Annotated in this window: 23 protein-coding genes; 16 read left to right on the top strand and 7 right to left on the bottom strand. The window is 70.7% G+C overall.

The window, feature by feature from the left end; translation table 11 throughout:
- Positions 1–4 precede the first annotated feature (4 nt).
- The gene (locus AC6JA9_RS38215) at positions 5–1,354 is read left to right on the top strand and encodes a hypothetical protein (RefSeq protein WP_497958621.1); all 1,350 of its coding nucleotides are present in this window, start codon (positions 5–7) and stop codon (positions 1,352–1,354) included.
- Between the two features lie 102 nt (positions 1,355–1,456).
- The gene (locus AC6JA9_RS38210; RefSeq protein WP_497958620.1) at positions 1,457–2,860 is read left to right on the top strand and encodes a hypothetical protein; all 1,404 of its coding nucleotides are present in this window, start codon (positions 1,457–1,459) and stop codon (positions 2,858–2,860) included.
- Between the two features lie 3 nt (positions 2,861–2,863).
- Here AC6JA9_RS38210 and AC6JA9_RS38205 read toward each other — a convergent pair whose 3' ends face one another.
- Complete coding sequence (locus AC6JA9_RS38205) at positions 2,864–5,095, bottom strand: TonB-dependent receptor (RefSeq protein ID WP_497958619.1); 2,232 nt, start codon at positions 5,093–5,095, stop codon at positions 2,864–2,866.
- Between the two features lie 142 nt (positions 5,096–5,237).
- Between AC6JA9_RS38205 and AC6JA9_RS38200 the strand changes: the two genes are divergently transcribed.
- Positions 5,238–5,561, top strand: a complete 324-nt coding sequence (locus AC6JA9_RS38200) for a hypothetical protein (protein WP_223782767.1) — start codon at positions 5,238–5,240, stop codon at positions 5,559–5,561.
- Here the strand turns inward: AC6JA9_RS38200 and AC6JA9_RS38195 are convergent.
- A complete protein-coding gene (locus AC6JA9_RS38195; protein WP_046718573.1) occupies positions 5,550–5,828 on the bottom strand; it encodes a LysR family transcriptional regulator in 279 nt (92 codons plus the stop codon). The genes AC6JA9_RS38200 and AC6JA9_RS38195 overlap by 12 nt on opposite strands.
- Before the next feature lie 110 nt (positions 5,829–5,938).
- Between AC6JA9_RS38195 and AC6JA9_RS38190 the strand changes: the two genes are divergently transcribed.
- The 6 genes from AC6JA9_RS38190 to AC6JA9_RS38165 all read left to right on the top strand — a co-directional run bounded on the left by AC6JA9_RS38190 (position 5,939) and on the right by AC6JA9_RS38165 (position 14,412).
- Complete coding sequence (locus tag AC6JA9_RS38190) at positions 5,939–9,232, top strand: carboxypeptidase regulatory-like domain-containing protein (protein ID WP_497958618.1); 3,294 nt, start codon at positions 5,939–5,941, stop codon at positions 9,230–9,232.
- 114 nt (positions 9,233–9,346) lie between these two features.
- Positions 9,347–9,661 (top strand): hypothetical protein, encoded by a 315-nt coding sequence (locus tag AC6JA9_RS38185; protein WP_223750675.1) that lies wholly within the window; start codon positions 9,347–9,349, stop codon positions 9,659–9,661.
- Between the two features lie 64 nt (positions 9,662–9,725).
- Complete coding sequence (gene map / locus AC6JA9_RS38180; RefSeq protein ID WP_223750676.1) at positions 9,726–10,532, top strand: type I methionyl aminopeptidase; 807 nt, start codon at positions 9,726–9,728, stop codon at positions 10,530–10,532.
- 392 nt (positions 10,533–10,924) lie between these two features.
- Positions 10,925–11,533, top strand: a complete 609-nt coding sequence (locus AC6JA9_RS38175; protein ID WP_497958617.1) for a hypothetical protein — start codon at positions 10,925–10,927, stop codon at positions 11,531–11,533.
- Positions 11,530–13,293 (top strand): zinc metalloprotease, encoded by a 1,764-nt coding sequence (locus AC6JA9_RS38170; protein ID WP_497958616.1) that lies wholly within the window; start codon positions 11,530–11,532, stop codon positions 13,291–13,293. Before AC6JA9_RS38175 ends, AC6JA9_RS38170 begins: the two co-directional genes overlap by 4 nt.
- Before the next feature lie 351 nt (positions 13,294–13,644).
- Positions 13,645–14,412 (top strand): hypothetical protein, encoded by a 768-nt coding sequence (locus AC6JA9_RS38165; protein ID WP_223750678.1) that lies wholly within the window; start codon positions 13,645–13,647, stop codon positions 14,410–14,412.
- A gap of 22 nt (positions 14,413–14,434) precedes the next feature.
- On the opposite strand, the gene AC6JA9_RS38160 is transcribed toward AC6JA9_RS38165, so the two are convergent.
- The 5 genes from AC6JA9_RS38160 to AC6JA9_RS38140 all read right to left on the bottom strand — a co-directional run bounded on the left by AC6JA9_RS38160 (position 14,435) and on the right by AC6JA9_RS38140 (position 19,855).
- A complete protein-coding gene (locus AC6JA9_RS38160) occupies positions 14,435–14,959 on the bottom strand; it encodes a GNAT family N-acetyltransferase (protein WP_223750679.1) in 525 nt (174 codons plus the stop codon).
- 61 nt (positions 14,960–15,020) lie between these two features.
- Positions 15,021–15,839 carry a hypothetical protein gene (locus AC6JA9_RS38155; protein WP_497958615.1) on the bottom strand — a complete coding sequence of 273 codons (819 nt, stop codon included), beginning with the start codon at positions 15,837–15,839 and terminating at the stop codon, positions 15,021–15,023.
- Positions 15,840–15,895: 56 nt separating this feature from the next.
- Complete coding sequence (locus tag AC6JA9_RS38150; protein ID WP_426744804.1) at positions 15,896–16,999, bottom strand: type IV pilus twitching motility protein PilT; 1,104 nt, start codon at positions 16,997–16,999, stop codon at positions 15,896–15,898.
- Position 17,000: 1 nt separating this feature from the next.
- Positions 17,001–19,034, bottom strand: coding sequence for a type IV pilus twitching motility protein PilT (locus tag AC6JA9_RS38145; RefSeq protein WP_497958614.1), 2,034 nt, complete (start codon positions 19,032–19,034; stop codon positions 17,001–17,003).
- Between the two features lie 284 nt (positions 19,035–19,318).
- Positions 19,319–19,855 (bottom strand): GNAT family N-acetyltransferase, encoded by a 537-nt coding sequence (locus AC6JA9_RS38140; RefSeq protein ID WP_141331932.1) that lies wholly within the window; start codon positions 19,853–19,855, stop codon positions 19,319–19,321.
- Between the two features lie 289 nt (positions 19,856–20,144).
- On the opposite strand from AC6JA9_RS38140, the gene AC6JA9_RS38135 reads away from it, so the two are divergent.
- The 7 genes from AC6JA9_RS38135 (at position 20,145) to AC6JA9_RS38105 (ending at position 26,556) form a co-directional block, all read left to right on the top strand.
- A complete protein-coding gene (locus tag AC6JA9_RS38135; RefSeq protein ID WP_223750683.1) occupies positions 20,145–20,864 on the top strand; it encodes a GTP-binding protein in 720 nt (239 codons plus the stop codon).
- Positions 20,861–22,363 (top strand): ATP-binding protein, encoded by a 1,503-nt coding sequence (locus tag AC6JA9_RS38130; protein ID WP_408888968.1) that lies wholly within the window; start codon positions 20,861–20,863, stop codon positions 22,361–22,363. Before AC6JA9_RS38135 ends, AC6JA9_RS38130 begins: the two co-directional genes overlap by 4 nt.
- A 111-nt stretch (positions 22,364–22,474) precedes the next feature.
- Positions 22,475–23,062, top strand: coding sequence for an NYN domain-containing protein (locus AC6JA9_RS38125; RefSeq protein ID WP_046716512.1), 588 nt, complete (start codon positions 22,475–22,477; stop codon positions 23,060–23,062).
- A gap of 170 nt (positions 23,063–23,232) precedes the next feature.
- Positions 23,233–23,655 carry a VOC family protein gene (locus AC6JA9_RS38120; RefSeq protein ID WP_223750685.1) on the top strand — a complete coding sequence of 141 codons (423 nt, stop codon included), beginning with the start codon at positions 23,233–23,235 and terminating at the stop codon, positions 23,653–23,655.
- 4 nt (positions 23,656–23,659) lie between these two features.
- Positions 23,660–24,001, top strand: coding sequence for an ArsR/SmtB family transcription factor (locus AC6JA9_RS38115; RefSeq protein WP_223750686.1), 342 nt, complete (start codon positions 23,660–23,662; stop codon positions 23,999–24,001).
- Between the two features lie 16 nt (positions 24,002–24,017).
- Positions 24,018–24,509 (top strand): SRPBCC domain-containing protein, encoded by a 492-nt coding sequence (locus AC6JA9_RS38110; protein WP_223782760.1) that lies wholly within the window; start codon positions 24,018–24,020, stop codon positions 24,507–24,509.
- 439 nt (positions 24,510–24,948) lie between these two features.
- The gene (locus AC6JA9_RS38105; RefSeq protein ID WP_223750688.1) at positions 24,949–26,556 is read left to right on the top strand and encodes a hypothetical protein; all 1,608 of its coding nucleotides are present in this window, start codon (positions 24,949–24,951) and stop codon (positions 26,554–26,556) included.
- The last annotated feature ends 63 nt before the right edge of the window (positions 26,557–26,619 follow it).

The raw sequence follows: 26,619 nt of genomic DNA, 5'->3' as shown, positions 1-26,619 counted from the left end.
TTTCGTGGATTGGGCTGTCCTGCTCTGCTCGAGAGTGCTCCTGCTCGCCGCCGTGGCGGGGGTGGTGGCGTGTGAGCCCATCGTCCTGTCGCCCTGGGCCATCGCGAAGCCGCCCGACGCGGGCGCCGTGGATGACGACCCGGATGTCGATGACGCCGGAGCGGACGGCGGCGAGCCCACGCCGGGTGAAGACGCGGGGGAGGACGGCGGCGAGCCCACGCCGGGCGAGGACGGCGGCGCCGATGGCGGCCCCGGTGACGCGGGGGACGCGGGAGGTGGCGTCGGGAACGACGGCCCGGTGCTGGGAGACGGCGGCGTCGACGTGCGGATGAGCGAGTGGAGCCGGTGCGACGCGGGCTGGCAGCAGCGCACCGTGCTGCCCGCGGGCACCAAGGGGTACGGCAGCTTCGCGCTCGACGCGGACGGTGACGCGTACTTCATCGAGCACACCGACGACATCCTGCGCGTGGGGACGACGAAGCCCTGGCGCACGTTCCCGAGGACGGGGTGGTTGGGGCCGCAGCCCTACGTGGTCGGCGTGCGCGTGGGTCCGACGGGAGAGGTCCACGTGGCGTTGAGCCCGCGCTACCTCGAGGGCGACACGGACGTCCCCGTCCACTTCCTGCGCTACACCGCGGGCCGGTGGGTCCACACCGTGAAGCCTGGCGGGTTGCTGTGGGACCTGGAGGTGGACTCGCGCGGACACCTGCACGCGATGTCCACGTGGATCGGCCCGGAGAACCGCCTCCTGTACACACATGGACCGCCGGACGCGCTGGTGGTCGAGGAGTCGGGGCTCGTGCTCGATGACGACATCTACCGGGCGAGCCTCCAGCTGGATGCCCGGGGACACGCGCATGTGGCCTTCATCCCGAGGAAGCCCCGGGGCATCCACTACGCCACGAACGCGTCCGGCGCCTGGGTGGAGGAGCCCGTCTCCTCGCAGGGGGACGATGGCTACCTCGCGCTGTCGCCCTCGGGGGCGCCGTACATCGCCTGGATGGACAGCACCCACATCATGCTGGCCTCGCGGGACGCGCAGACGGGATGGACCGCGGTGTCCGTCGGCGACGAAAGGGCCTCGATGGAGGCGCTGGCCGTGAGCCCGACGGGTGTTGTGCACCTGTTGTTGACGGTGTGGGACGGCTCGCCGCTGCACCTGAGCAACGCGAGTGGTGGCTGGGTGCGGACGAGGCTCGGCCCCGAGCCCCTCGGCTTTCCTCCTTCCGCGACGGGGTCGTCGATGGAGCTGGATTCACAGGGCCGCGCGCACGTGATGCACACGTGGCTGAAGCCCGACGAGGTGAGCGGCAGGCCGCTGCGAACCATGGACTCCTATCGGCAATGTCAGTGAATGGGCCCGCCTGGGCCCCCGCGTGATTTCGGATACAGTTCCCTCTCGCTTCCTTCATCACCGACGTGGCCCTCGGGTCCGTCTCCGCTCCCCAGGTTGCTCGTGGACCGCTCGCCCTCTCTCCGACTGCGTCTCGTCCTGCTGTGTGTCTCGGTGGGGCTGTGCGCGTGTGAGCCCATCATCGACCCCAAGAAGTGGATCGGGCTCCAGGAGGACGCTGGCGGCAAGAGCCGGGACGCGGGGAGGGATGATGGCGGCGAGCCGGAGACGGGCCTCGACGCCGGAGACGACGCGGGACCTCCGCCCATGATGCGGGACGCCGGGCCGGATGCAGGGGAGGATGGCGGGCAGGGGGATGGCGGTGAGCTGCTCCCTCCAGCGGACGGCGGGGTGGATGAGGATGGCGGGACGCCGGACGCGGGAGGGTGGCCGCACAACCCGGATGGCCCCGTGCTGAGTGATGCGGGCGTCGACGCGCGCATGTCGGCCTGGAGCGCGTGCGAGCAGGGCTGGCAGAAGCGCAACCTGCTGCCCGAGGGCACCAAGGGCTACGCGCACTTCGCGCTCGACGCGGACGGTGACGCGTACCTCATCGAGTTCACCGACGACATCGTGCGGGTGCCGACGACGAAGCCCTGGCGTACGTTTCCGAGGACGGGCTTCATGGGGCCGCCGCCCTGGCCGGGTGGCATCCGAGTGGACGCCTCGGGCGAGGTCCACGTGGCCCTGAGTCCGCAGTTCGCGCAGGGCGCCACGGATGTCCCCACGCACTTCTTCCGCTACACGTCGGGCCGCTGGGTCGAGACGCGGATGGCGAGCGGTCTGGTGAAGAGCCTCGAATTGGACGCGCAAGGCCAAATCCATGCGCTGTCCACGTGGATCGGCGCGGAGCACCGCCTCATGTACACGCATGGGCCTCCGGGGGAGCTCGTGGTGGAGGACACGGGCCTGCGGGCCCTGGACCGGTCTGCTTTCACCTCGCTGAAGGTGGACGGGCAAGGCAAGGCCCACCTGGTCTACGAGGGGTATCCGCAGAAGCGCCTCCACTACGCCACGAACGCCTCGGGCACCTGGGTGTCGGAGGTCGTCGCCGAGGTGTGGGGAGACCCGCTCCTCGCGCTGTCCTCCTCCGGTGTCCCGCACGTCGCGTGGAGCTCCTCCGGTGGGACCTGGCTGGCCGTTCGGGATGAGCAGGGGAACTGGAACACGAGCCTCATCGAGCCGGGGGTCCATCCGCTCGAGAGCATGGCGGTGGACAGCTCGGGCGCCGTGCACCTGCTGATGTCGGGGCTCTCGGGGCCGTTGGCCCATTGGGTCCAGACGCAGCAGGGCTGGGTGAAGGCCACGCTGGACGCCAATGTGGGGCCGGACCGACGCGACTACGGAGGGGCCTTCATGGAGCTGGACGCGTGGCAGCGCGTGCACGTGATGCTCACCTCGGTGTTCGTGCCGGAGGTCGGGGCCAGGCCGCTGCGGCGCGTGGACTATTTCCGCCAGTGTCCGTGAGGCTCACGGCGCATCCCTGAGGCGCAGGCCCACGCGCGCGAGCACGGGCGGGCCCAGGGTGTCCACGCCGGCGCGGCCGGCCAGGTACTCGCGGTCGAAGAGGTTCTCCACGGCGGCGAACAGGTCCACCTTCCAGAAGAGCCGTCGACTGACGGCGGCGTCCACCACGAGCGCGCCGCCCATGCCGCGCTCGTTCAGGTCGTCCTCGAACTGGGGGCCGATGACGCGGAGCTGCACGGTGGTGGTGAACAGGCGCGGGTCCTCGAAGGTGAGGCTGGCGGCGCCGCGGTGCCTGGGGTCCTGCGCGAGCTGGCGGCCCACCAGCTCGGGTTGACCGGGGGCCTCGGTGACAGTGGGGTCCACGAAGGTGTACGCGAGCAGCGCGGTCCAGCGGCGTGACAGTCGCCAGTCGACGCTGGCCTCCACGCCGCGCACGCGGGCGCGCCCCAGGTTCTGGCGCTGTCGGCCCGCGTTGCCCGGCAGGGTGACGTTGGTGATGGGGTCCTCGAGCACGTTCCAGAAGCCGGTGACGCGCGCGGTGAGGGCGCGCAGGGGTTCGACCTCGACGCCGGCCTCGGCGCCCCACAGGCGCTCGGCGGAGAGGTCCGCGTTGGCGGCGGTGAGGACGGTGCCGACCTGGAAGGGGCGATAGAGCTCGTTGAGGGTGGGGGCTCGGAACGCGCGATAGCCGGAGGCGCGGAAGGTGACGGGGTCCCACGGGCGCACGCGCAGGCCCAGCCGTGGGCTGAGCTGGTGCTCGGTGCGGTCGTCGTACCGGGTGGTGTCCGTGGCGCCGTTGACGCGCTCCACGCGCTGCTGGCCGCGGGTGTTGCGCCACGCATCCAGGCGGAGCGCGGCGGACAGCTCCACGGCGGGGATGGGGGCGTAGAGGTCCTGCAGGAAGAGGCCGCCGCTCCACTGGGTGCCGCCGGCCTCGCGGGCGACGAGCGCCTCGGGGGCCTGGGTGGCGGGGAAGAGCTGCTCCTGCGAGGTGCCGGCCATGCGGCGGGCGTCGAGCCCCGCGGAGAGTTGATGGGCGCCGCCCGCGCTCCAGTCGGGCGCGGTCCACACGAGGGAGGCGCCCTGGTCGTTGGCGGGGACGTCCTGGGAGGCGGCGCGGACCTCGGTGGCGCGGTCCTGCGCCACGCGGGCGCGGTCCTGTTCGAAGCGGAGCGCGCGGCCGAAGAGGTCGAGGGTGAAGGTGCCGCGGGCCTCGGTCTGGAGGCGCGCGCTCGCGCCGAACTGCGCGAGCTCCACGCGGGCGGTGGTGAAGCGGGTGCCTCCGTTCTGGTTCTCGCGGAAGAGGTTGGCGCGGGCGGAGAGGGTGAGCGTGTCGGTGGGCTGGGCCTCGACGCGGCCGTTGAGCACGACGTGGTTGCTGGGCGTGTCGCCGTCGATGGCGCCGCGCTGGCCGGGGCTGACGATGCGGTAGCCGTCGCTGGTGAGCAGCTCGGTCTCCAGGGCGGCGGCGACGGGGCCCCAGCGCTGGGCGCCGCGCGCTGCGACGAGGCCGGTGCCGCGGTTGCCATAGGAGACGTCGGCGTCGAGGGCGGGGCCGGTGATGGGACGGGAGATGAGCTGCACGACGCCGCCGAGCGCGGAGCTGCCGTAGAGGGCGGAGCCGCCGCCGGGGACGACCTCGATGCGCTCCAGGCCCAGTCGTGGAAGCGAGCGCCAGAAGACCCAGCCTCCGAGCGGGTCATTGACGGGGACACCGTCGAGGAGGACGAGCGTGCGCGCGACGCCGGAGGGCGCCAGGCCGCGCAGGTTGAGTCCCTGCGCGGTGGGGTCGGAGACGAGGCTCGGGGTCCGACGGAAGGTGGCGACGGACGGCAGCGAGCGGACCAGGGTGTCCTGGGTCAGCGTGGGGCTGCGGTCGATCTCCTCGCGAGGCAGCACCACGGTGGTGGCGGGCACGTCGCGGATGGGACGCGGCAGCCGCGTGCCCGTGACGACGGTGCGCGAGGTCGAGTCGGGCTCCGCGGGCTCAGGTGTGTCGTCGACGGGGGGCGGGCTCGTGGACGCGGGTTGCGCGACGACATGGCCAGGGAGGTGAGGACCTTCGTGCGCCGTCGGGGTCGTGCGAGTCGACGCGGCGGTGACAACGTCAAGCGGCGGGGGATTCGTCTCGGGGTCGGCGGACTGGGCCCAGGTCGCGGACGCGAGCAGCGCACCTGGAAGCAGGAGGCACCCACGGAGCTTCGACGAGGTGAGGCGAGACGACCTGCGAGGCATGTTCGGGTGGTCCCTTCCGGTGGGAGGCGAGGTGCCTCAGTATGCGCGGGGCGCGCACCGAGTCATGGCTTGACCATGGCGAGCGGTCCTGGTCCCGTGTGACTTCGTCCGATGGGCGACGCGAGGCGGAGAGAAGCACCCGATGTCCACGTCAGAAGAGACGCAGCGGGGAGGGCACGGCACGGGGGGCGTCCTGCGGATCCTCGAGGTCCGGAGACTCGACGCGCTGGACTGTGCGCTCGTCATCGAAGTGGCGGGGCTCCGCCATGAGCTGCGCGCCGAGCGCGTGGGGCAGAGCCCCTTGCTCGACATGTCGGTGGGTGACTTCTCTCCGTACCGGCTCTTCCGCGAGCTGCCGCTCAGCGCCCACCAGGTGCGGCAATGGGTTCGAGCCGCGGCCCTCGTTCACCGAGGAGAGACCCTGTCGCTGCCCTTGGAAGTCGCGGGCGAGACATCACCCGTCTGATTCACGCGGCGCGAGCCCGCGCACCGTGAGCACCGCCGTGTCCACCTCCGCGAGGATGCGGCGCGCGTGGTGCAGGAAGACCTCGCCAGCCGGCAGCAGGCGCATGCCCTGGCGCGTGCGCTCGAACAGCCGGGTGCCCAGCTCATCCTCCAGCGCGAGGATGTGCCGGCTGAGCGGCGGCTGCGTCAGGTGGAGCCGACGCGCGGCACGGCCCACGTGCTTCTCCTCGGCCACGGCGACGAAGGACTGGAGGTGCGTGATGCTCACGACCCCCACGTTATCGAGACCTCCCCCCGACGTGCACCCCCCATCCCCCGCCCCTGTTCCGAATCCAGCAGGAGGGCGACCGGCCGCCCGCTGATATCCTCGAATCCCTCATGTCGGACGGCAGGAACTGGAGCATGCGCGGGTGGATAGGGGGAACCCTCCTGATTCTGGGCGCGATGGCGCTCCTCTCATGGAAGCTGCTGGGCCCCGAGCAGTCCCAGCCCGAGGGCAACACCCGAACCCGCTCGGGCGGCACGCTCCCTCGCACCGCGCCCCCCAGGCCCCCTGCCGCCGCGGGGCTGCGCATCCAGGGCACCGTCGTGGACGCGTGGGGACAGCCCGTCACCGGCGCCCGGGTCTCCGCCTCCTGGCCCATCGAGGGCGAGACGATTTCAGCGCTGCCGTGCCCCGAGGACACGCCGCCTCCCGGGCCGGGGGACCCGGCTGAAGAGGTGGTGTCCGTCTTCCCGCGCACGAGGAGCCTGCCGTGGTGTCTGCCGTGGACGGAGGACCTCATCGTGCAGCGGCTCCTCGCGCGCGAAGGCGAGGCGCCCGTCTTCGCGCAGGCGGTGTCGACGCGGGACGGCACCTTCGTCCTGGAGGGGCTTCCCGAGGGCCCTCAGTCGCTCTGGGTCCTCTCCGGGAGCGGCGCGACCGTGCACCCGGGCATTCCAGCAGGGAGCCGGGGTGTGCAACTGGTGCTCGAGGCGAGCACGCAGCGACAAGGAAAGGTCACGAGCGAAGGCGCACCGCTGCCCGACGTCTCCATCACCGTGGTGAGCCGCGGGCACACGCGCTTCTTCGACACGCGCACCGACAACGCGGGGCGCTTCCAGCTCGGTCCCCTGCCGCGCGAAGACTATCTCGTGCTCGCGTCGAAAGAGGGTTGGTCCCCGGCGGTGACGACGGGGACCTCGGGATGGGACCTGGAGCTGCGTCCGGTGCGCGCTGTCTCCGGACGCGTGATGTCCCGCGGTGTGCCCGTGAAGGACGTGGAGGTCCGCGCCCTCCGGACCAGCGCCCCCGAGAATCCGAAGGCCACGAAGACAAGGACGGACGCCCGAGGCGCCTTCACCTTCGAGCTCTCGACGGGGCACCACACCCTCACCGCGGAGCACGAAGGTCTCTACGCCCTCACCCGACTGGACCTCGGTGCGTCCTCCCTTCGCGACGTGACGCTGGAGCTGGGCAGCGCGCTCCACGTCGAGGGCACGGTGTTCGACGACGCCTCACAGCCGCTGGAGGGCGTGAGCGTGAAGCTGGCCTCCTCGGCGCAGCAGGGCGAGCCGCTGACGGCCGTCACCGACGCGCAGGGGCGCTATCGCCTGGGCCCCGTGGAACCCGGAGCCTGGGACTTCACCCTCCGGGCGAAGGGCTGGCTCGAGCCGTCAAAGGCCGAGCAGCGCCTCGTGTCCGCGGACACGGGCACGCAGGACTTCACGCTGGCGCGCGCGTACTCCCTCACCGGACGGGTCACGGATGGGGCGGGACATCCCGTCACCCACGTCCCCGTCGGGCTCCGCTGGGTCGGGGAGGGGAGTCGTCCGGAGCAGACCGAGGACGACACCACGGACGCCGAGGGCCGCTTCACGCTGGATGCCTCCGAGCCTGGTGACTACGAGGTCGTCGTCGACACACCGGACTTCCTCGACGCGCCCGTCCTCGTCAAGGTGCCAGCGCGCGACGTGCACATCATCGTGCGCGTCGGTGCGACGGTGGAGGGACACGTGGTGGATGGGCGTGGACATCCGCTCGTCGGGGGCTCCGTGGTGTTGAAGCTCTTCACGGATGAGCTCAGGCTGAACGCGACGAGGACGGATACCCAGGGGCGGTTCACGCGCCGGGGACTCGCTCCGGGACGCTACCGGGTGGTCGTGGAGCGGACGACGGACAGCGTGGACCAGCGGGCCTGGAGCGACGTGGAGGTCGCGGCCGATGCGGTGACGCGCGTGGAGCTGCGCCTCGACGAGGGGCAGACGCGAGAGGGCCTTGTCGTCGACGCCGAGGGAGCCCCCCTCGAAGGGGTCCTCGTCCGCGCCGAACCGCGCGATGCGCTGCCCCCGGGGGGGCCCGCCATCCTCAAGATGGTGGAGCGCTTCGACCGGGGCGTTCCCACCGACGCGAGCGGCCGCTTCGTGCTGCGAGGGCTTGGCCCCAGCGCGCACGCCATCACGGCCTTCAAGCCCGGCTACGCGCTGCGCCTGGATGCCGCCACGCAGGCGGTGCTCCAGACCCACGGCGGTGTCCACCGCAGCCTCATCATCCAGGACACGCTCTACGAGCCCGCGCTCCGTGTGCCCTCCGGCACGACGCCGCTGCGGCTGGTGATGGACCGCCAGGCCCGGGTCCGGGGACGCGTCGTCGGCCCCGACGGAAGTCCCCTTCGTCGCTTCATGGCGGGAGGCGAGCTGGTGGAGTCCGAGGATGGGACGTTCTCGTTCCCCCGGAATCCTCACGTCTCCTCCAGGCGGTACTTCTTCGCGGCCGAGGGACTGCGCTCCGCGGAGCGCCTCATCGACGGGGGCCCGCAGGCGCCGGACCTCGACCTGGGAGACATCAGGCTGGAGCGAGGCCGTCGTCTCCGAGGCCGCGTCGTGGATGCCCTGACGGACCAGCCATTGGCGGGAGTCACCGTCTCCGCGCGCGCGCAGGCCGCGGCTGCGGAGTCGAGGGAGCTGGAGACGCTCTCGGATGCGCAAGGCCTGTTCCTCTTCAAGGAACAGGAGCTGGCGCCGGGGCCGCTCACCCTGACGCTCCGTGAGCCGGCAGGCCACCATGTGCTGCGATTGTCGGTGGGCGAGGGCCAGGAGGAGGTGACGGCGAGACTGGAGCCCACGGCGCTCGTGAGCGTGACGGCGAAGGATGCCCGCGGCCGCCCCCTGGACGGCTACGTGGCGTACTTCAGTGCCCCGGATGGAGACTGGGCCACGAGTCCTCTCGAACGGGGACAGGCCTGGAAGGGTGGGCTGGCCCCGGGCACCTGGGTCGTCTCGGTGCTTCCCGCGCGGTACACGGAGCAGGAGTCCCCCACGTTCCTTCCCCAGCGCGTGGTGGTCCCCGAGCGCGGCCGGGCCTCCGTCTCCTTCCAGGCCCTGACGGCGGGTGCCATCGTGAAGCTGGTGGTGCCCTACCACGAAGACCTCAGCGTCGCGTTGGTGCCGGGGGGCGTCGCGCATCCGACGAAGGAGGAGGAGCTGGGGGCGTGCATGGCCCCGGGCCTGAGCGCGCAGTGGGGGGAGGACGCGCTGTATTTCCGACACGTCCCCGCGGGCCGGGCCACGCTCCTGCTCACGAGCAAGGCGCTGCCACGCTTCCACGTCAGCGACGTGGACGTGCCCAGGGAAGGCACGCTGGTGCTCACGCCTCGACTCGATTGGAAATCGCTCGCCGACGAGGCCGAGTAGGACTCACGCCAGGCCGCTGTCACTGGGCATCCTGGCGTGGGTTTCCACGATGGAGGCCCGGAGGGTCCGCTCGCTAGCCTCGCTCGGATGACACGACACAGCTGGCGTCTGGGGATGTCTCTGTTGCTTCCTCTCGTGGCCGCGTGCAACGGAGGAGACCCGGGTGAGGAGGACTTCGTCCCGGAGACGGCGGGGGCTTCGCAGGCGCTCGCCTGCGGCACCTCGCTGCACGGCACCATGGGGGACGGCTCTGGCTTCTCCTGTGCGGGGGCCTATACCACCGCGCGTATCGAAGCCCGGGTGAAGGCCAATGCCATCTGTCCCCAGGGTTTCTGCAACGTCGTCGAGACCCGGGGTGACTGCCGGGAGATCGACGACAGGGAGTTCTGGGCGGTCTACACCATGCAGTTCAACTGCTACACGCCCTGACGTCCGGGGACGATGCTGAAACAGCATTGGACGCTCCCGGGCGGGACGGTCACCTTGTCCCGCCATGGGAACTCCACTCTTCAAGGACGCGGAGGTCGAGCGTCTGCGGCTGGCGGGCGCGGCGGCCGCCGGCACGCTCGCCTGGGTCGCGCGGCGGCTGGCGCCGGGCATCTCCACCGAGGACATCAACCAGTGGGTGCGCGAGGACACGGCGCGGCGGGGCGGCATCCCCAGCCAGCTGGGCTACCACGGCTTTCCGGCCACGGTCTGCACCAGCCGCAACCACGTCGTCTGTCACGGCGTGCCGGACCCGAACGAGCGGCTGGCGCCTGGTGACATCATCAACGTGGATGTCACCACGAACCTGAATGGCTATCACGGGGACACCTCCGCCACGTTCTGCATCGGCGAGGTGTCCGCGGACGCGAGGCACGTGGTGGACGTGGCCCGCAGGTGTCGGGACATCGGCATCTCCGTGGTGCGCCATGGCGCGAAGCTGGGCGACATCGGCGCGGCCATCCAGGAGCTGGCGGAGAAGGAGGGGTGCAGCATCGTGCGCGAGTTCGGCGGGCACGGCATCGGCCGCTCGATGCACGGGCCTCCTCACGTCGCGCACTTCGGCAAGAAGGGCACGGGCATCACCCTGCGCTCGGGCATGGTCATCACCATCGAGCCGATGGTGAACCTGGGGCGTCCCGACATCCGCATCCTGGAGGACGAGTGGACGGTGGTGACGGTGGACGGCAGCCTCTCCGCGCAGTTCGAGCACACCGTGCTGGTGACGCGCGAGGGCTGCGAGATTCTCACGCCCAATCCGGGCCTCCCGCTCTCAGTGGGTCCGATGCCGGCGTCCGCCGGGGCGCACCCGTGAGCGGGGCTTCGACGCGTCTTCGTTGAGCAGGACGCCTGTCGAGCCCCACCAGCTGAAGGGCCTCGTCGCATGTCTTCGCGCCGGCCTCTTGCGGCTCCAGGGAGGGGAGGTGCCGGAAGGGGGACGTCAAGCTCGCGGACAACAAGCTCCACACGGTAGCGGGTGTCCGTTGAGCGAGAGGGCCGCTCCTGGTCACGGGCGACCGAAGCTTTCCCGCCAGGCGCGTTGAGGTCCCGTCGGCCATGGGGCCGGAGGGCATGTGTCGGGTGAGAGAGGATTCATCCCGTGAGGGCCTGTCCTGGCATGAGCACGGGGTGTTGGAGACCGGGCGGAGGTGGCCCTGCCGCCGCGTGGCCTGGGACGGGTGCTAGCATCAGGCGCGAGGGGGGCGGATGCGCGCACGAGCAGGCTTGAGTGGAGTGATATTGGGCGCGGTGCTCGTCACCCTGGGCATCTGCGTGTCGGTGCCACCCGGGCGGCGTGAGGCGCCAGCCGCAGAGCCTCTTGCGGTGGCCACGTCCCCGTCACCCGCGACGAACGACCCTCCGAAGGCGATGCCGGAGCCCGGGCTCCGTGTGGAGCAGGTGAAGGGCGCGGGTGGAGCGACGGTCCAGGTCGCGGGCCTCGTGCCCCCGGACTCCGCGCTGGCGCGCTTCGCGAAAGACGCGCTGGTGCCGCTGACGGCGGAGGAGCAGGCGCTGCTGCGCGAGGAGTCGGTGGATGACCTGTCCGCGCTCGTGGCGCGCACGGAGCGGGCCTTCATGGACGCCACCCCCGAGACGCGCGCACGGCTGGAGCGGCGCTACCACGCGGCGCTCGACCTGGTCGCGAAGCTCTCCGCCCCTCTCGCGGAGGATGCGCGGGCGCGCGAGGTGGATGCCCGCTACCGGCAGGCGCTCGCGCGGGAGCAGGAGAAGTGGCGGGAGCTCTCGCCCGAGGACCGAGCCCGGGCGCAGGACACGTTCAAGGAATGGTTCTTCCAGGGGGAGCAGACGCGATGAAGGGTTTCATGGGAGCGCTGCGCGCGGTCGTGCTGCTGGCACCGATGTTGGCGTGGGCAGGGCCGCACTACGTGGCCCCGAGGGACTGGGGCAGCTTCATCTGGCTGAGCACCTGGCTGGAGGCCGGACAGAGCTACACGTTCGAGACGCGGGAGCTCTCGGGCTCGGCGCCGGACACGGTGCTGCACGTGCTGCGGGACAGGAGCGGCTGGAGCCAGGTGGCGGTGAGCGATGACTGCCTGGGCGGGACGCGCTCGTGCGTGACCTTCGTGGCGCCGGACACGGGCTACTACCGCGTCTGGGTTCGCGCCTACGCGGACGGGCGCGGCGGCACGGCGAGCGTGTACCGCAACAACGAGCGCATCCTGACGAATCAGCCCTTCGGGGGCGTGCCGGTGCTCTTCGCGTGGAATGCGAAGGACACCTTCCGGGCCTCGGCGGCCACGCCGGGAGGTGGAGACCACCTGCTCTTCCTGCTGCGCTCGAACACCGAGTACCTGCAGCACGATGACGACAGCGGCCCCAAGTACTACCCGCTCGTCACCGCGGCGAGCACGCAGAACGTGGGCACGCAGCGCGTGGTGGTGGGCCGCTTCCCCGGGAGCACGGGCACGGCGAGCTTCATCCACGACGAGGAGCTCTGGTCCACCATCTTCGACGACAATGATGATGACGAGGACGGCCTGTCGGACGCGCTGGAGCCGCTCCTCGGGCTGCAGGTCGACGAGGAGGACTCGGATGGGGACGGCATCCCGGACACGCTGGAGGTGTTCGGCAACGACGGCTTCTCCTTCTCCGAGTGGGGGAGCCCCACGAAGCGGGACATCTTCGTGGAGGTGGACTGGATGCAGCACCCGACGAACCCGTACCTCACCCGGCAGCCCTATGCGGGGCTGGTGGCGGACGCGGCGGCGGTGTTCGCGCAGGACTCGGGTGGGAGCGTGCGGCTGCATGCCTTCATCGACAACCCGCTGCCGTGGAGCGAGGTGGTCTGCTACGGGAGCTGCACGGGCGGCGTGGACTTCTATTCACTGAAGGGCAGCCACTTCTCGTCGACGAACCCGGAGCGCCGGCCGTACTTCCACTATGCGATGTGGGCGTACCGGCACACGAGCCTCAGCACGTGCTCCTCGGGCAAGGCGGAGATGCTGGGCAATGACCTCATCGTCAGCATGGGCTGCTTCAGCAGCCCGAGCATCCAGGAGCAGCGAGGCACCTTCATCCACGAGCTGGGGCACAACCTGGACCTGGACCACAACGGCAACGACGTGGGGGGACAGTACAGCGTGGTGCACGACAGCGTGATGAACTACCGCTACCAGTTCACGGGCGTGAGTCACTCCGGCTGGCATTCGTACTCGTTCGGCGACAACGGCTGCGCGACGTGTGGCTCCTCGCCGAAGTACGAGTGTGTCTCCTGTCGGGACGGGTTCCTCGGATGCAGCTTCCCGGGGTGTGGCTCGTGTGACTGTGACGTGGGTGAGTGGGGCTCGCTGGAGGTCGACTTCACCGACGACGGGGATGCGGATGACGGCGCGGAGCGCGGCGTGAAGCGCTCGCTGCTCACGCGGTACGCGCCGGATGACAAGGGCGGGCCCGCGCGGTTCCAGCCTCGGGTTCCGCACGAGGAGCGCTCGGTGAGCCGCAGGCGTGAGGACGTCCGCCGCAAGCGGGAGCGATTGCTGGCGCGGGGGCGGGTGGAGGGGCGGGACTTCCACGTGTCCGCGGACGGGACGCTGCTGTACGCGGAGTGTCTCTGATGGGCCCGGACCGGAGGCCAGGCGGGACGACGAGACGCGTGCCTCGCGAGGCCTCTCGAAGTGGCCCCGCGCTCATGTTGCGCGTGGAACCGTCCGGGCGATGAAAAGGCATCCGCGATGATGAGGCGAGAGGTCGCATGTGACGGTTGGGGGCGGCCGAGGTGGCGCGCGGCGTCGCGCGTGCTCGTCGCGAGTGGGGGACTGGTGTTGGCGCTCGCCCACACAGCGTGCCTGTCCCGGACAGAGCCCGCGCGGTCGGACGCTGGCGAGTCGTCCACGACAGCGTCAGGTGGGTCCTCTCCTTCTTCGAACGATGGCGGTCGCGCGCCTGTCTCTCGGGAAGCGGGCGCCATGGTCATGGCGTCGCCGGAGGTCCGAACGCCCAGGGCCGCGTCGCCCGCCTGGGGCTCCTCCGCGACGACCGACTCGCATCGGGCCTGTGACGAGCTGTGGCGAGAGGGGAGGGTGGAGGTGGCCTTCAAGGAGGAGCCGGAGACGCTGGCGCTCGAGCGCGAGGGGCCTCGTTTGGAGCGTCAGTTCCAGGTGGCCCGACAGCTGCGAGGCGCCTACCGCCACGCGGACCAGTGGGCTTCGGTCCTCCAGTACGCGAAAGGCGAAGTGCACGGAGGCGTGAGCTACGGGCTCACGGTGCCGGAGGTTTTGGCGGATCTGACCGGGCGCATCTTGACGTGGGCCAGTCATCGCGAGCCCGCGAGCTGTCTGTCCGGTGATGGCGACCAACCTGCGCTCCTCGCGGGTGACACGCTCCGAGACGAGCAGGGGCGCTTGCTGTTGCTCACGGTGCCGAGCGCGCCCACGACGCCGGACGGAGAGGTCCTGTTGCCTCCGGGGCTCGTGCCGGAGCTGAAGGTGCACTGGGAGCTGGCGGGCTGTGAAGCGAAGCCGGGCGAGCGGACCCGTGGCGCGAGGCTGCGCTTCGAGGGACCACGGGGACGCGACTCGGCGCCTGTCACGGTCTCCGTGGGAGAGACGAAGCAGTTGCTGTTGAAGGGCCTCCGCTACGAGGTCCGCGTGGCCAGGGCCCGCGCGGATGCCTCCGACCGCTGCGGCCAGGCCGTGTTCACGCTGTTCCGCGAGGGCCTGCGCGCGCGCCTGTAGAAGAAGGTGCTTCGATGGGACTTCACCCCACCACGTACAGCCGGTGGGGAACGTCTCCCGTCCCGTAGGGGATGATGCGCTCGAAGCGCAGCCCCAGTCGCTCCGCCACGCGGACGGAGGGCACGTTGTCGGGATGGATGATGGCGACCAGCGGAACCTCCGGCAGGTGCAGCCGCGCCTTCTCCAGCGCCACCAGGCTCACCTCGGTCGCGAACCCCGAGCCCCACGTGGACGGGAAGAACCGATAGGCCAGGTTCAACACCGTCCGCCCCTCGAGCGGCTTGTGCCGCACACCCCCGACTCCCACGACGACGCCGGGCGCCTCGCGCCGCTCCACCGCCCAGTACCCCACGCCCCGCTCGGCCCAATCCCCCAGCCACCGCGACAGCAGCTCCCGCGCTTCTTCCCGCGTACTCATCGCGGCGGAGGCATCGACCAGGTTCGTCCTCGGGTCGCTGTGCAGCTCGAACATCGCCTCCACGTCGCTCTCGCGGAAGGCGCGCAGCCGCAGCCGCTCGGTGTCCACCTGCTCCAGACCGTGAATCATGCGCCCATCCTGGTTCAGGGACCTGTCGCCCACCACCGACTTCGCACGCGCACCAGGAGTCTCAGGGCGGCAGGTTCGTCAGCTTGGGGACCGGGAGGCTCCTGAGCGTGGCGTCCAGGTCGAACGTGTGGCGGTGGAAGGCGCGAAGGAAGTCCAGCGCAGGCCCCCGGGTCGACGCGGGTCTTTGAGGCCGGCTCCAGTCTCGGGGTGTGCGCGCGTGGACCTCGATGGCGTCCAGGAAGGGACGCACGTCGTGCACCCCCATCAACAGCCGGAGTGAGTCGTCGCCGTGAAAGACCGTGTGGCGCTGACCATCGTGCCCGAGTCGCTTGCTCCAGCCCTTGGCGGAGGCTCGCTTGAGGTACCCGTTGAAAGCCTTCTGCCCTCCAGCGATGCGCAACAGTCGCCGCAGCAGTTGCGCCATCAACCCCCGTTCAGAGCGCCACCGGTTCTTGCTGACCCATCGCCGCGCTTCCCAGGAGGCCAGGTCCGCGGTGCTCATGAAATGCTCGTCGCCACGCAAATGGTCGAGCGCGTGGGCGCCGATGAGGCCCTCCGGCACGACGCCTCGGATGCGACTCAGGCGGGAGTCCCTCGGCTCCTCGGCGGTGCGGTGCTTCGCCCAGCGGATGAACGGGTTCACCTTGTCGGACCGGCGTCGACGGTGCACCACCCAGCCCATCTTCGACGCGGCATCCTCGTCGAGGTCGGCGCAGTCCTCGAAGAGGTCCGGCTCCAGCGCCAGCCGGGAGACGCGGACCCGGACGGCGCGCCGCGTGCTCCGGCTCTGGCTGGCCCGATACCAACGGGCCTTCTCCCTCCACTGCGAGGGCAACAGGCTGCGCGCCATCTGCAAGGACTTCTCGTCGCCGTAGAGCATGTCGCCCCTCCCGCGGGCGCGAGGGACGAAATGCCACGGCATTCCTGACACGGGCGCTACGCCTTCATCGACTCCGGCAGCACCCAGTCCGGCTTGAGCCGCTGGATGACCTTGGCCAGGTTCTCCTTGTCCTGGGCCTTCTCCAGCGCCGCGTCGGGCGTGATGACGTTGTCGCGCACCAGGCGCTCCAGGTGCATGTCCAGCGTCTGCATGCCCTGGCCCTGGCCCGCCTGCATCTTGGACGCAATCTGGAAGACCTTGCCCTCGCGAATCATCGCCGCGATGGCCGCGCCGCCCACCAGGATTTCCAGCGCCGCCACGCGGCCCTTGCCGTCCGCCGTCTTGATGAGCTGCTGGGCGACGATGCCCGCCAGGCTCTCCGCGAGCATGCCGCGCACCTGCGCCTGCTCGTCCGCGGGGAACGAGTTGATGATGCGGTCGATGGTCGCCGGCGCGCTGTTGGTGTGCACCGTGGCGAACACCAGCACGCCGAAGCTCGCCAGCTGGAGCGCCAGCTTCATCGTCTCGTTGGTGCGCAGCTCGCCGATGAGGATGACGTTGGGGTCCTCGCGGCCCGCCGAGCGGATGGCCGTGGCGAAGCTCGACGCGTGCGGGCCCACCTCGCGGTGCGTCACCTGCGCCTTCGCGGACTCGTGGACGAACTCCACCGGGTCCTCGATGGTGAGGATGTGCGCCGGGCGCGTCTGGTTGATGTGGTTCACCATGCCCGCGAGCGTGGTGGACTTGCCGCTGCCCGTCGGTCCCGTCACCAGCACCAGGCCGCTGCGGCGCTCGGCCAGCTTGCGCACGATGTCGGGCGTCTTCAGGTCGTCGAGCGTGAGCACCTTGCTCGGAATGGTGCGGAACACCGCGCCCAGGCCCGTCTGCTTGTAGAAGTAGTTCGCGCGAAAGCGCGCCTTCGTCCCGTAGCCGTAGGCGAAGTCGAGGTCCAGCTCCTCGACAATCTGTCGCTTCTGCGCCGGGTTGACGATTTCGAAGAGCAGCCCCTCCAGCTCCTGCGTCGTCAGCGCCGCCTCGCGCAGGGGCGTGAGCTCCCCGCGGATGCGGCCCATGGGGGGATAGCCGACGCTCAGGTGCAGGTCGCTGCCCTTCTGCTCCAAGAGGATGTCGAAGAACTGGGCGATGCGTGGCGTGCTCATCTCAGCCCCCCTTCCTTCCCATCAGCGAGCCCATCTTGCTGAGCAGCCGCGCGCTGTCCTGCGGCGTCTCCGGCGCGGCCACCGCCGTGCCCGGCCTGCGTCCCGTCACCACCGCCTCCAGCTCGTCCGGGTTGTCCACGAAGCCCTTGGCCACCTCCAGCTTCACCTTGCCCGCGCGCACCAGGTCCGCCATCGAGTCCTCGAAGCGGACGATGCCCAGGCTCTTGCCGCGCTGCTGCAGCGAGGGAATCTGGTACGTCTTGTTGTCGCGGATGAGGTTGCCCAGCGCGACGGAGCCCGGCAGCACCTCCGCCGCGGCCACCATGCTCTTGCCGTCCGCGCTCGCCATCAGCCGCTGGCTGACGATGAGGCGCAGGCCGCTCGACAGCGACAGGCGCACCTGCTGCTGGTCCGCGGGCGGGAACAGGTCGATGAGCCGGTCGATGGTCTTCGCCGCGCTCGGCGTGTTCATGGTGCTGATGAGCAGGTGGCCCGTCTCCGCGGCCGCCAGCGCCATGCGCACCGTCTCCGTGTCGCGCAGCTCGCCCACGACGATGACGTCCGGGTCCTCGCGGAGGCTGCCCTTGAGCGCGCTGGCGAAGGTGCGCGTGTGCGCGCCCACCTCGCGCTGGCTGATGAGCGCCTTCTTGCGCGGGTGCACGAACTCGACCGGGTCCTCCACGGTGAGGATGTGGTGGGACGTGTGGCTGTTGATGAGGTCCACCAGCGCCGCCAGGGTGCTCGTCTTGCCATGGCCGGAGGGGCCGGTGATGACGATGAGGCCCTGGTGGTGGTGCGTGGCCTTCGCGATGTCCTGGGGCAGGCCGAGCGACTCGAGCGTGGGGATGTCGCGGGCGATGACGCGGAAGGTGCCCTTGAGGCCCGTGCGGTGCCGCGAGACGTTGACGCGGAAGCGCCCCATCTCCGGGGAGTCGAGCGAGAAGTCGCAGCTGCCGTCGCGCTCCAGCACGGCGCGCAGCCGCTCCGGCACCACGGGCAGCAGCATGCCCTCCACGCGCGCGGCGTCGAGCACGCCGCCCTGGGGGACCAGGTCCCCGGCGAGGCGGAAGAGCACGGGGCGCTCGGCCACCACGTGCACGTCGCTGGCGCGCACGCTGCGGCCCTGCTCCAGCACCACCGCCAGGTCCCGGGCCCCACCCGTCAGCCGCGACGCCGCGAGGTTCCGCGCGGCCTCCTGCGTGCCCGCGCTCGAATACCCGCCCTGCGAGGGGGCATACCCGGTCGCGGTGTTCTGCGCCGCCGCACCCTGTGCGCCGTAGCCCGCCGATGCGCCCGGTGACGAGGCCTGTCCCGCGTCGTGTGCGCCGTAGCCCGCCGAAGCGGGCTGCGCGCCGTAACCCGCTGAAGCGCCCGGCGACGTGGCCTGTCCCGTGGTGCCCTGCGCACCGTAACCGGCCGCCGCGCCCGGTGACGCGGCCTGCGCGCCGTGGCCCCCGGTGGCCACGTTCCTCGCAGCCGACTGTGCGCCGTACCCGGCTGCCGCGCTCGTGGCCTGTCCCGCACCTTGTGCGGCGTAGCCCGCCGAAGCGCCTTGTCCGCCGTACCCTGCCGCGCCCTGTCCCGCGCCTTGCGCGGAGGCGCCCGCTGAAGCAGCGGCTTGTCCGCCGTACCCTGCCGCGCCCTGCACGGCCGCGGCGGGAGCTCGCGCGGTCGCCGGAGCCGCCGCGGTCGCCGCCGTCGATGCGGCCGGAGCCGCCGCCGTGGCGCCCGCCTCCGCCGCGCGCGACAGCCTCAGGTGCATGAGGTCGCCCCGGCGCTGGGCGGCGATGGACAGCGCGCCCAACCCGTTGGCGTTGACGGACCACTGCGACGGTGAATCCGACACGGTGGAGGCCCGGGCCACGCCCACCATGGCCTGCAGCGCGCGCACGACGTCCTCCGTCGTCACCGCCGCCGGGTCCACCGGCTCATAGCCACTGCTCCCCCGAATCATCGGCGGTCGGCCCGTGGCCAGGGTCAGCTCCGTCACTCCAGGCCGCGACAGATGGCGCAACAGCTCAGCAAGGGGTCTCATGCGGAAGTCGACTCGGGCTGGGGCGAAGCGCGAAGCGCGGGGGTGGTCCGCAGGATAGTCGACAACGCGTCGAATGCGCCCACCCCCCGGTCCATCCTGGCGCTTCTTCCCCCGCGCCACGCCCGCCTGCCGTCGCCACGCGCAGTGGGCCCCACACCCACCTGTCAGCGGTGGACGGAGTCGATTCGCCAAGGTGGGGGAGGGGGCTCCGGGGCCCCTGAGGGCCCGCTCGGAGCGAGGGCGGGAGGCAAGCGGCCTCCCGCCAGGTGCGCCACGGCGCGGGACTACAGCTCGCGCGACATCAGGAGCCGCAGCTTGCCGGACTTCTTGGACACCACCGTGGCCACGGTGGTGAAGCCCGCCTTGCGGTAGAAGCCCACCGCGGGCGCGTTGGACGGGTCCACGCGCAGGGCAATGGTCTTGCGGTACATGTCCCGCGCGGCCCGGAGCGCCTGCTCCAGCACCACCATCCCCAGACCCTTCTTGCGCAGCTCCGGCTTCACCACGATGTTGCGCAGGTAGGCGGCGCCGGGCACCGGGCCGTCGCGCTCCACCGTGACGTAGCCGACGATCTGGCTCTGCAGCCGGGCCACGTGGATGAAGGGCTTGAGCTGGGTCAGGGCCTTGAGGCTGTCCTCCTGCGTCTCACCCCGGCTCTTCCAGGGTTCGGAGCTGGCGCGCAGGGCCGCCACCGCCGTCATGTCCTCGTCGGTGGGCAGGGTGAACTTCACCGCCGCCATCAGGTCGTTGGGGAGGCCCACCACATCCAGCACCGGGGCTGGGGCCATCTCCACGCCCGGGTCCACCTGCTTCATCGTCATCGCCATCTCCTCCGTCGCGCTGCGATCCTAACCGCACCCCCGCCACCGGTGCACGCGGTGATTCCGCGCACATTGTCTTCTCAAGTGAGGAGTTTGCCTCCCCCTGGCACGAGAGGGTCGGATTCGGGTCAACCCCACCTTCGCCGGCGCCATTCCAGGGCAGAGGCCCCGCTTCCACGGCCGCCATCCGGCCGGCCTTCCGCGAAGCAGGCGTTCCCACTATAAAAACCCTGGTCGTCACCGGAGGGCTGGCCTCTCCTCCCCTCGACTCCGCCTGCCCGAGCACCCCTTGCAACTGAACCACGCCCAGCGCGAGCTGACGCTCAAGATCGTCTACTACGGTCCCGGACTCAGCGGGAAGACGACGAACCTGCGTCAGCTCCACGCCCGCGCGTACCCGGAGGTCCGGGGTCGGTTGCTGACGGTGGACACACACGACGACCGGACGCTGTTCTTCGATCTGCTGCCTGTCTTCTTCTCCACGTCCTCGGGCTTCAAGGTGAAGGTGAAGCTCTTCACGGTGCCCGGGCAGGTCATCCACAACGCGACCCGGCGCATCGTGCTGCAGGGGGCCGACGCGGTGGTGTTCATCGCGGACAGCCGGCACAGCGCGACGGCGGAGAACAACGCCTACTGGCGCAACCTGCAGGACAACATGAAGGAGAACGGGCTGGACCCCGCGCAGGTGCCCGTCGTCATCCAGTTCAACAAGCGGGACCTGCCCGACGCGCGCACGGACGCGGAGCTGGAGGAGGCGCGCAAGCGCGGCGGCGAGGCCGTGGTGGGCGCGGTGGCCCTCAAGGGCGAGGGCGTGCTGGAGACCTTCCACGCCGTGGCGCAGGCGGCCTACCGGCGGCTGGACGCGCGCGCGCACCTGGCGCGCAACGTGGGCCTCACCGAGGCGGAGTTCCTGTCCCAGGTCTTCGGCCGCATGGACCTGTCGGGCACCGCGCTGGCCGGGCGCTACGCCGCCGTCACCCGCGACGAGCAGGTGGGGGGCGGGCGATGAGCGGCTATCAGGGCAGCGTGCCCCCGGAGGGCTCGCGCCGCGAGTCCGTGCTCCAGCGCCGGCTGTCCCTGGGAGAGATGCTGGACCTCCCGTCGTTCTCGGAGGTGGTGAAGAGCTTCAGCGAGCTGTACCGCGTGGGCATCAAGGTGCTCGACGCGCGCGGCACCAAGCTGGCCGACGTGAAGGTGGGCCACGGCGACTTCTGCGCGTACGTCTTCTCCTTCCCGGACGGCCGCTCGCGCTGCACCGCCACCGTGGCGCGCGTGAAGGACGGCCCCGTCGTCCCGCTCAACGGCGCGCGCGTGGCCCAGGGCGACGGCGCGGAGGAGGCGGGCCTCATCGCGCTGCCGTGCTTCACCGGCCTGCGCTACCTGGTGATGCCCGTGCGCTGGGAGGGCGACTTCCTGGGCCGCGTCATCCTGGGGCCCTTCACCCCCGAGGAGCTGGGCGACTTCCCGGACACGCTCACGGACATCCCCGCGCTGGAGCTCACGCGCGCCCAGGAGCTGGTGTCCAAGGTGCGCCGCGCGCCCGAGCGCACCGTGGTGCAGGTGCTGACGCACTTCGGCCAGGTGCTCGCCGCGCTCGTCGCCAGCGGCCACCGCACCTACCTGACGACGCAGCTGCACATCGAGGCGATGCTGGAGACGCACCGCGAGCTGGAGGCGCAGAACACGCGCCTGGCCCAGGTGAACACGCGCCTCAAGGAGCTGGACCGGCTCAAGTCCACCTTCCTGGGCACGGTGAGCCACGAGCTGCGCACGCCCCTGGCGTCCATCATCGGCTACTCGGAGATGCTCGCCGAGGGCCTGGCCGGCGTGCTCAACCCCGAGCAGCTGCTCTACGTGCGCACCATCGTCGAGAAGGGCGAGTCGCTGCTCAACCTCATCTCGTCCATCCTCGACCTGAGCCAGATTGAAGCCGGCAAGCTGCGGCTGTCGGTGGGGCCGGTGGACCTGGCCAGCGTCATCCAGACGGCGGTCTCCAGCGTGCTGCCCCAGGCGCAGAGAAAGGGCGTGGAGCTGGAGGTGCGCCTGCCGCCCGTGCCCAGGCCCCGGCTGGCGGGCGACGCGGACAAGCTGCGCCAGGTGCTGGTGAACCTGCTCGCCAACGCGCTGAAGTTCACGTCGTCCGGAGGGCGGGTGTCGGTGGTGATGTCGGAGGCGGGTGTCCAGGACGCGCTGGGCCTCACCGGCTACCGCGTCTGCGTGGAGGACACCGGCGTGGGCATCCGCGAGGACCAGTTCGAGCGCATCTTCCAGAGCTTCTATCAGGTGGACGGCAGCTCCACGCGCGAGCACGGCGGCGCGGGGCTGGGCCTGGCCATCGTGAAGAGCCTGGTGGAGGGCCACGGCGGCAAGGTGTTCGTGGAGAGCGAGTTCGGGCGCGGCTCGCGCTTCACGGTGGTGCTGCCCATGCAGCCGCCCATCCCCGAGCACGGCCTGCTGGCCGCCCCCGCGCCCGTGCCCGAGCTGCCCCCGGGGCCCGACCGCTTCTGACGCGGGAGGTCGACCGGGACCGTGCCTTCCCGGGCGCGGGATGTGGCGCGTCGTGGACGTGTCACACGCAATCCCCCCGGAAGGCATCGCCCGGGCGTATTGTCCGCGCCCATGCTCACCGGACGTCCTTCCGCCGCTTCCTACGTGCTCATCGATGCGGAGAACATCGACTGGGCCGTCTCCAACGTCGTCGGCCGTAAACCCGAGTCGCAGGACCGCGTGCAGTTCGACCGTCTGGTCGCCTTCTGCGAGACGTACTTCCCCGCGCCCGTGCGCTGCGTGGTGGTGCTCAACGCGCGCGGCGAGCAGCTGCCCGACGTGATGATTGGCTTCATCCGCGCGCTGAAGTCCGCGGGCTGCGAGGTGGCGCTGCTCTACGGACGGCCGGACCAGAAGGTGGTGGACCTGGGCATCCTCAAGCTCCTGGAGACCATCCGCACCCAGCGGCCCAAGGCGGCCGTGGGCCTGGCCAGCCACGACGGCGGTGACTTCGCCGAGGCCCTCAAGCCCATGCTCGAGGAGAAGCGCCAGGTGGCCGTGCTCGGCCTGCGCGAGTACGTCAGCCAGCGCTTCCGGGACCTGGTCCCCGCGGGCCTCAAGATTGTCGACCTGGAGCTCAACGCGAAGGTGTTCCAGCGCCCGCTGCCCCGGCTCCTGCCGGTCAACGTGGACGAGTTCGACCCGATGCTGTTCGTCTAGCGCGCCGCTCCCCGCGCACCGCCGGCCGGAGCCCCACCGAGGGCCCGGCCGACTTTCCACACGCTTCGCGAGCCGCGCCCCTCGCCGTGCGCGTCGCGCTTGCGGATGGTTAACGACGGCGTTAAATATTGCCCCAGAGGTTAACGATTCGTTCGCCAAGGAGACACGCCATGAAGCCGGTTCCCGAGGGGTTCTCACGCATCAGTCCCGGGCTGTTCTACGAGGACGCGCCCAAGGCCATCGACTGGTTGGAGAAGGCCTTCGGCTTCCAGACGCGGCTGAAGGTGGAGGGCGCGCCGGGCGTCATCGTCCACTCGGAGCTCGTGTATGGCGAGGCCGTCATCCTGGTGAACTCGGTCTCCCCCAAGTTCCCGGGCCGCACGACGGGGAGCACGAGCGCGTGCTACCTGATGGTGTACGTGGATGACGTGGACGCGCACTGCGCGCGGGCCAAGGCCGCGGGCGCCCGGATCACCCAGGAGCCGAAGACCACGGACTACGGCGAGGACTACTGGACGGACCGGGGCTACGGCGCCGAGGACCTGGAGGGCCACTCCTGGTGGTTCGCCCAGCGGATGTCCTCCAAGGGCTGACGCCATGGGAGCCGCCCGTCGCCTGGATGAGACCTTCGCCGCGCTGGCCGACCCCACCCGTCGAGGGGTCATCGACCTGCTCTGCGAGGAGCCCCGGCGCGCGGGCGAGCTGGCCGCCGCCTTCGACATGTCCGCGCCCGCCATGTCCCGTCACCTGCGCGTGCTGCGCAAGACGGGGCTGGTGGAGGAGGAGGCCCTCGAGGACGACGCCCGGGTGAAGGTGTACCGGCTGCGCCCCGAGCGCTTCGGGGAGCTGCGCGCGTGGCTCGACGAGGTGGAGTCCTTCTGGAGCGACCAGCTCTCCGCCTTCAAGGCCCACGCCGAACGCACCCGCAAGAAGACCTGAGCCTCGAGGCCCCGAGATGACGACGCCGCAGACCGCCCGCGTGACGACCTTCCTCAGACTGGAGCCCCAGGTGGCCTTCGAAGTCTTCACCGAGGAGACCAACCTCTGGTGGCGCAAGGGGCCCCGCTTCCGGGGCTCCCGCTCGCCCGACAGCGTGGTGCGCTTCGAGGGCGGCGCCGGAGGCCGGCTGGTGGAGGAGGACGCCGAGGGCGTCTTCGAGATTGGCCGCGTGCTGGCGTGGGAGCCGGGCCTCCACCTGCGCTTCGAGTGGCGCGGCAGGAACTTCGCGCCCGGCGAGCTCACCGAGGTGGAGGTGCGCTTCGAGTCCGCCGAGGGCGGCACCCGCGTCGTCCTGGAGCACCGCGGCTGGGAGTCGCTGCGCCCCGACCACCCCGTGCGTCATGGCCAGGACGTCGCCGCCTTCCTCGCGATGATGGGCCTGTGGTGGGCGGGCCTCACCACCGCGCTGCGCACCGTGGCCTCCCGCCCGACGCCACGCGTTGAATGACTGTCAGCGATTAGCCCTGTCATAAAATTCCAGATGCCGCCCTCGCGGGCATGTATGCTGTTGGCGTCCGAACGTGTGGCCCCGAGCCCCGTCGCGCGCGCCTGCCCGCGGACAACCCTCTGACACATGTCTCGCGTACTCACCGGACGCGCCCTCGCGTGCGTCCGGGACGCGGGCGCGCGTGTCCGCTCGGGACCCGGCGCGTCCGCTCCTGACGCCGCGTGCGTCCCATTGGGTGCGCCTGCGCGTGCAGTCTTGACGCACCCAGGGTCAAGTCCTCGCATGTCGTGGGAATTCCGTAGAGCACCCGCATGGATGGCTGGGTGGGATTTGTGGTGAATCCGATTCTGTCTTGTAAATATTTGTTGAATGCTTCATAAGGGCGCGCGTTGGACAGACGTGGTGAAACCAGTTGTGTCAATCCGAAGAGGGGGAGCATATGGACAAGCGCATCCGGCGCTCGTGTCTTGCTTTGGCATCGATTCTGGCTCTCGCCGGCTGTAGCACGCAGGAGGACGTGGTGGAGGCCGAGGCCCCACCCGCCGCGCGGCCCGCGCCGTTGCACTCCGAGCGCGGCGGCATCGGCCTCTTGCTCGCCTCCGGCGACAAGTCGGCGATGAACACGGTGACGGTCAACACGTTCCGCTCGCTCATCGTCACCGAGACGGCCATCGTCAACAACTTCTCCCTGCGCGAGGTCATGGACCAGCTCGCCGTGCAGAGCGGCGTGGCGGGGATGACGGGCCTCAAGCTCTACCGCCAGCTCTGGGACACGCAGAACCCGACGCCGGGGCAGATCAACCCGAACCAGCACTGCAACGACCAGATGTCGGGCTCGCAGTCCGTCTTCAACAGCTTCCCGTACCAGTGCCGCAATGCGGAGGGCGCCCAGGCCGGCCAGGACCCGTTCAACGTCGCGACGCAGGGCTACCGGGCGGTGGGCCTGTTCAACCGCTTCGACCTGGCGCCCGCGGACGGCTCCAACTGCGGCGAGTACCGCATCGTCTTCGCGCGCAGGTCCGGAGAGACCAACGCCGGCCAGCGCAACTTCATGATCTTCGAGGCCGTGCTGCCCAACCCCCACCAGGACGAGGGGCTGGACGGGTGCCTGCCGGTGGCGGAGTTCTGGCAGCGGCTGACGACCAACCCGGATGTGGCCTCGCGCACCCAGCAGCTGCGGGCGTTCTATCTGCAGGGCCTGCCGGGCTTCCGGCCGGTGGTGCACATCGACAACTACGGCGCGGACCCGGCGACCGTCGCGGGCCAGATTCGCACCAACCAGTTCATGCAGGCCAACTGGCTCTTGCGTGAGTTCAAGCTGCAGAAGACGTGTCTGGCCGGCACGTGCACGTCGCTGAGGGCCATCCTCTCCACGGACAAGGTGAACCCGTTCGGCCCGCTGTTCAGCCCGACGTCCACGCACGCCCGGGCCGAGGACTTCCGCTTCTTCTTCGCCAGCCAGGTGGAGGCGCTGGCGCGCAACGACGTCAACCTCTTCAACATGGACGTGCAGGACCAGTTCAACGCGGGCCAGTCCGACGCGCAGGGCACGGAGAACAACTACACCTTCCACTTCGGCAACAACGCCTCCGCGCTGCGCACGCTCATCCAGAACGAGCTCACCCGCATCGGCAGCACGCTGACGCCCAACCAGATTGTGTCCCGCGCCAAGGCGCTGTCGTGCGCGGGCTGCCACGACCTGAGCAACGGCAACAACCTGGGCGGCGGCGTGGTGTGGCCCGCCTCGCTGGGCTTCACCCACGTGAGCGAGCTGACGGAGGAGGGGCCCGAGGGCACGCGCTTCCGCATCTCCCCGGCGCTCACCAACGTCTTCCTGCCGCACAGGAAGGCCGTCCTGGAGGAGTACCTGAGCCGCCCGCGCCCGTGCCACAACGTGTGCAATCCGGGCAACCCCATCGCCACTCACTGCTCGCCGTGCGCGGCGGCGGTGTGCGAGGGCGACCCGTTCTGCTGCTCGGGCTCCTGGGACGTCATCTGCGTGGAGGCGGCGCAGGACGTCTGCGGCCTGGCCTGCAACGCGCAGTAGTCAGCGACTCCAGGTGTCCCGGCGGGCGGTCGTCGCACCCCCGCGCCCGTCGGGACGCCTGGC

The organism is Myxococcus sp. MH1 (genome assembly GCF_059738865.1).
The sequence above is the reverse complement of the archived record's forward strand: the minus strand, read 5'-3'. Positions and strand labels throughout refer to the sequence as shown.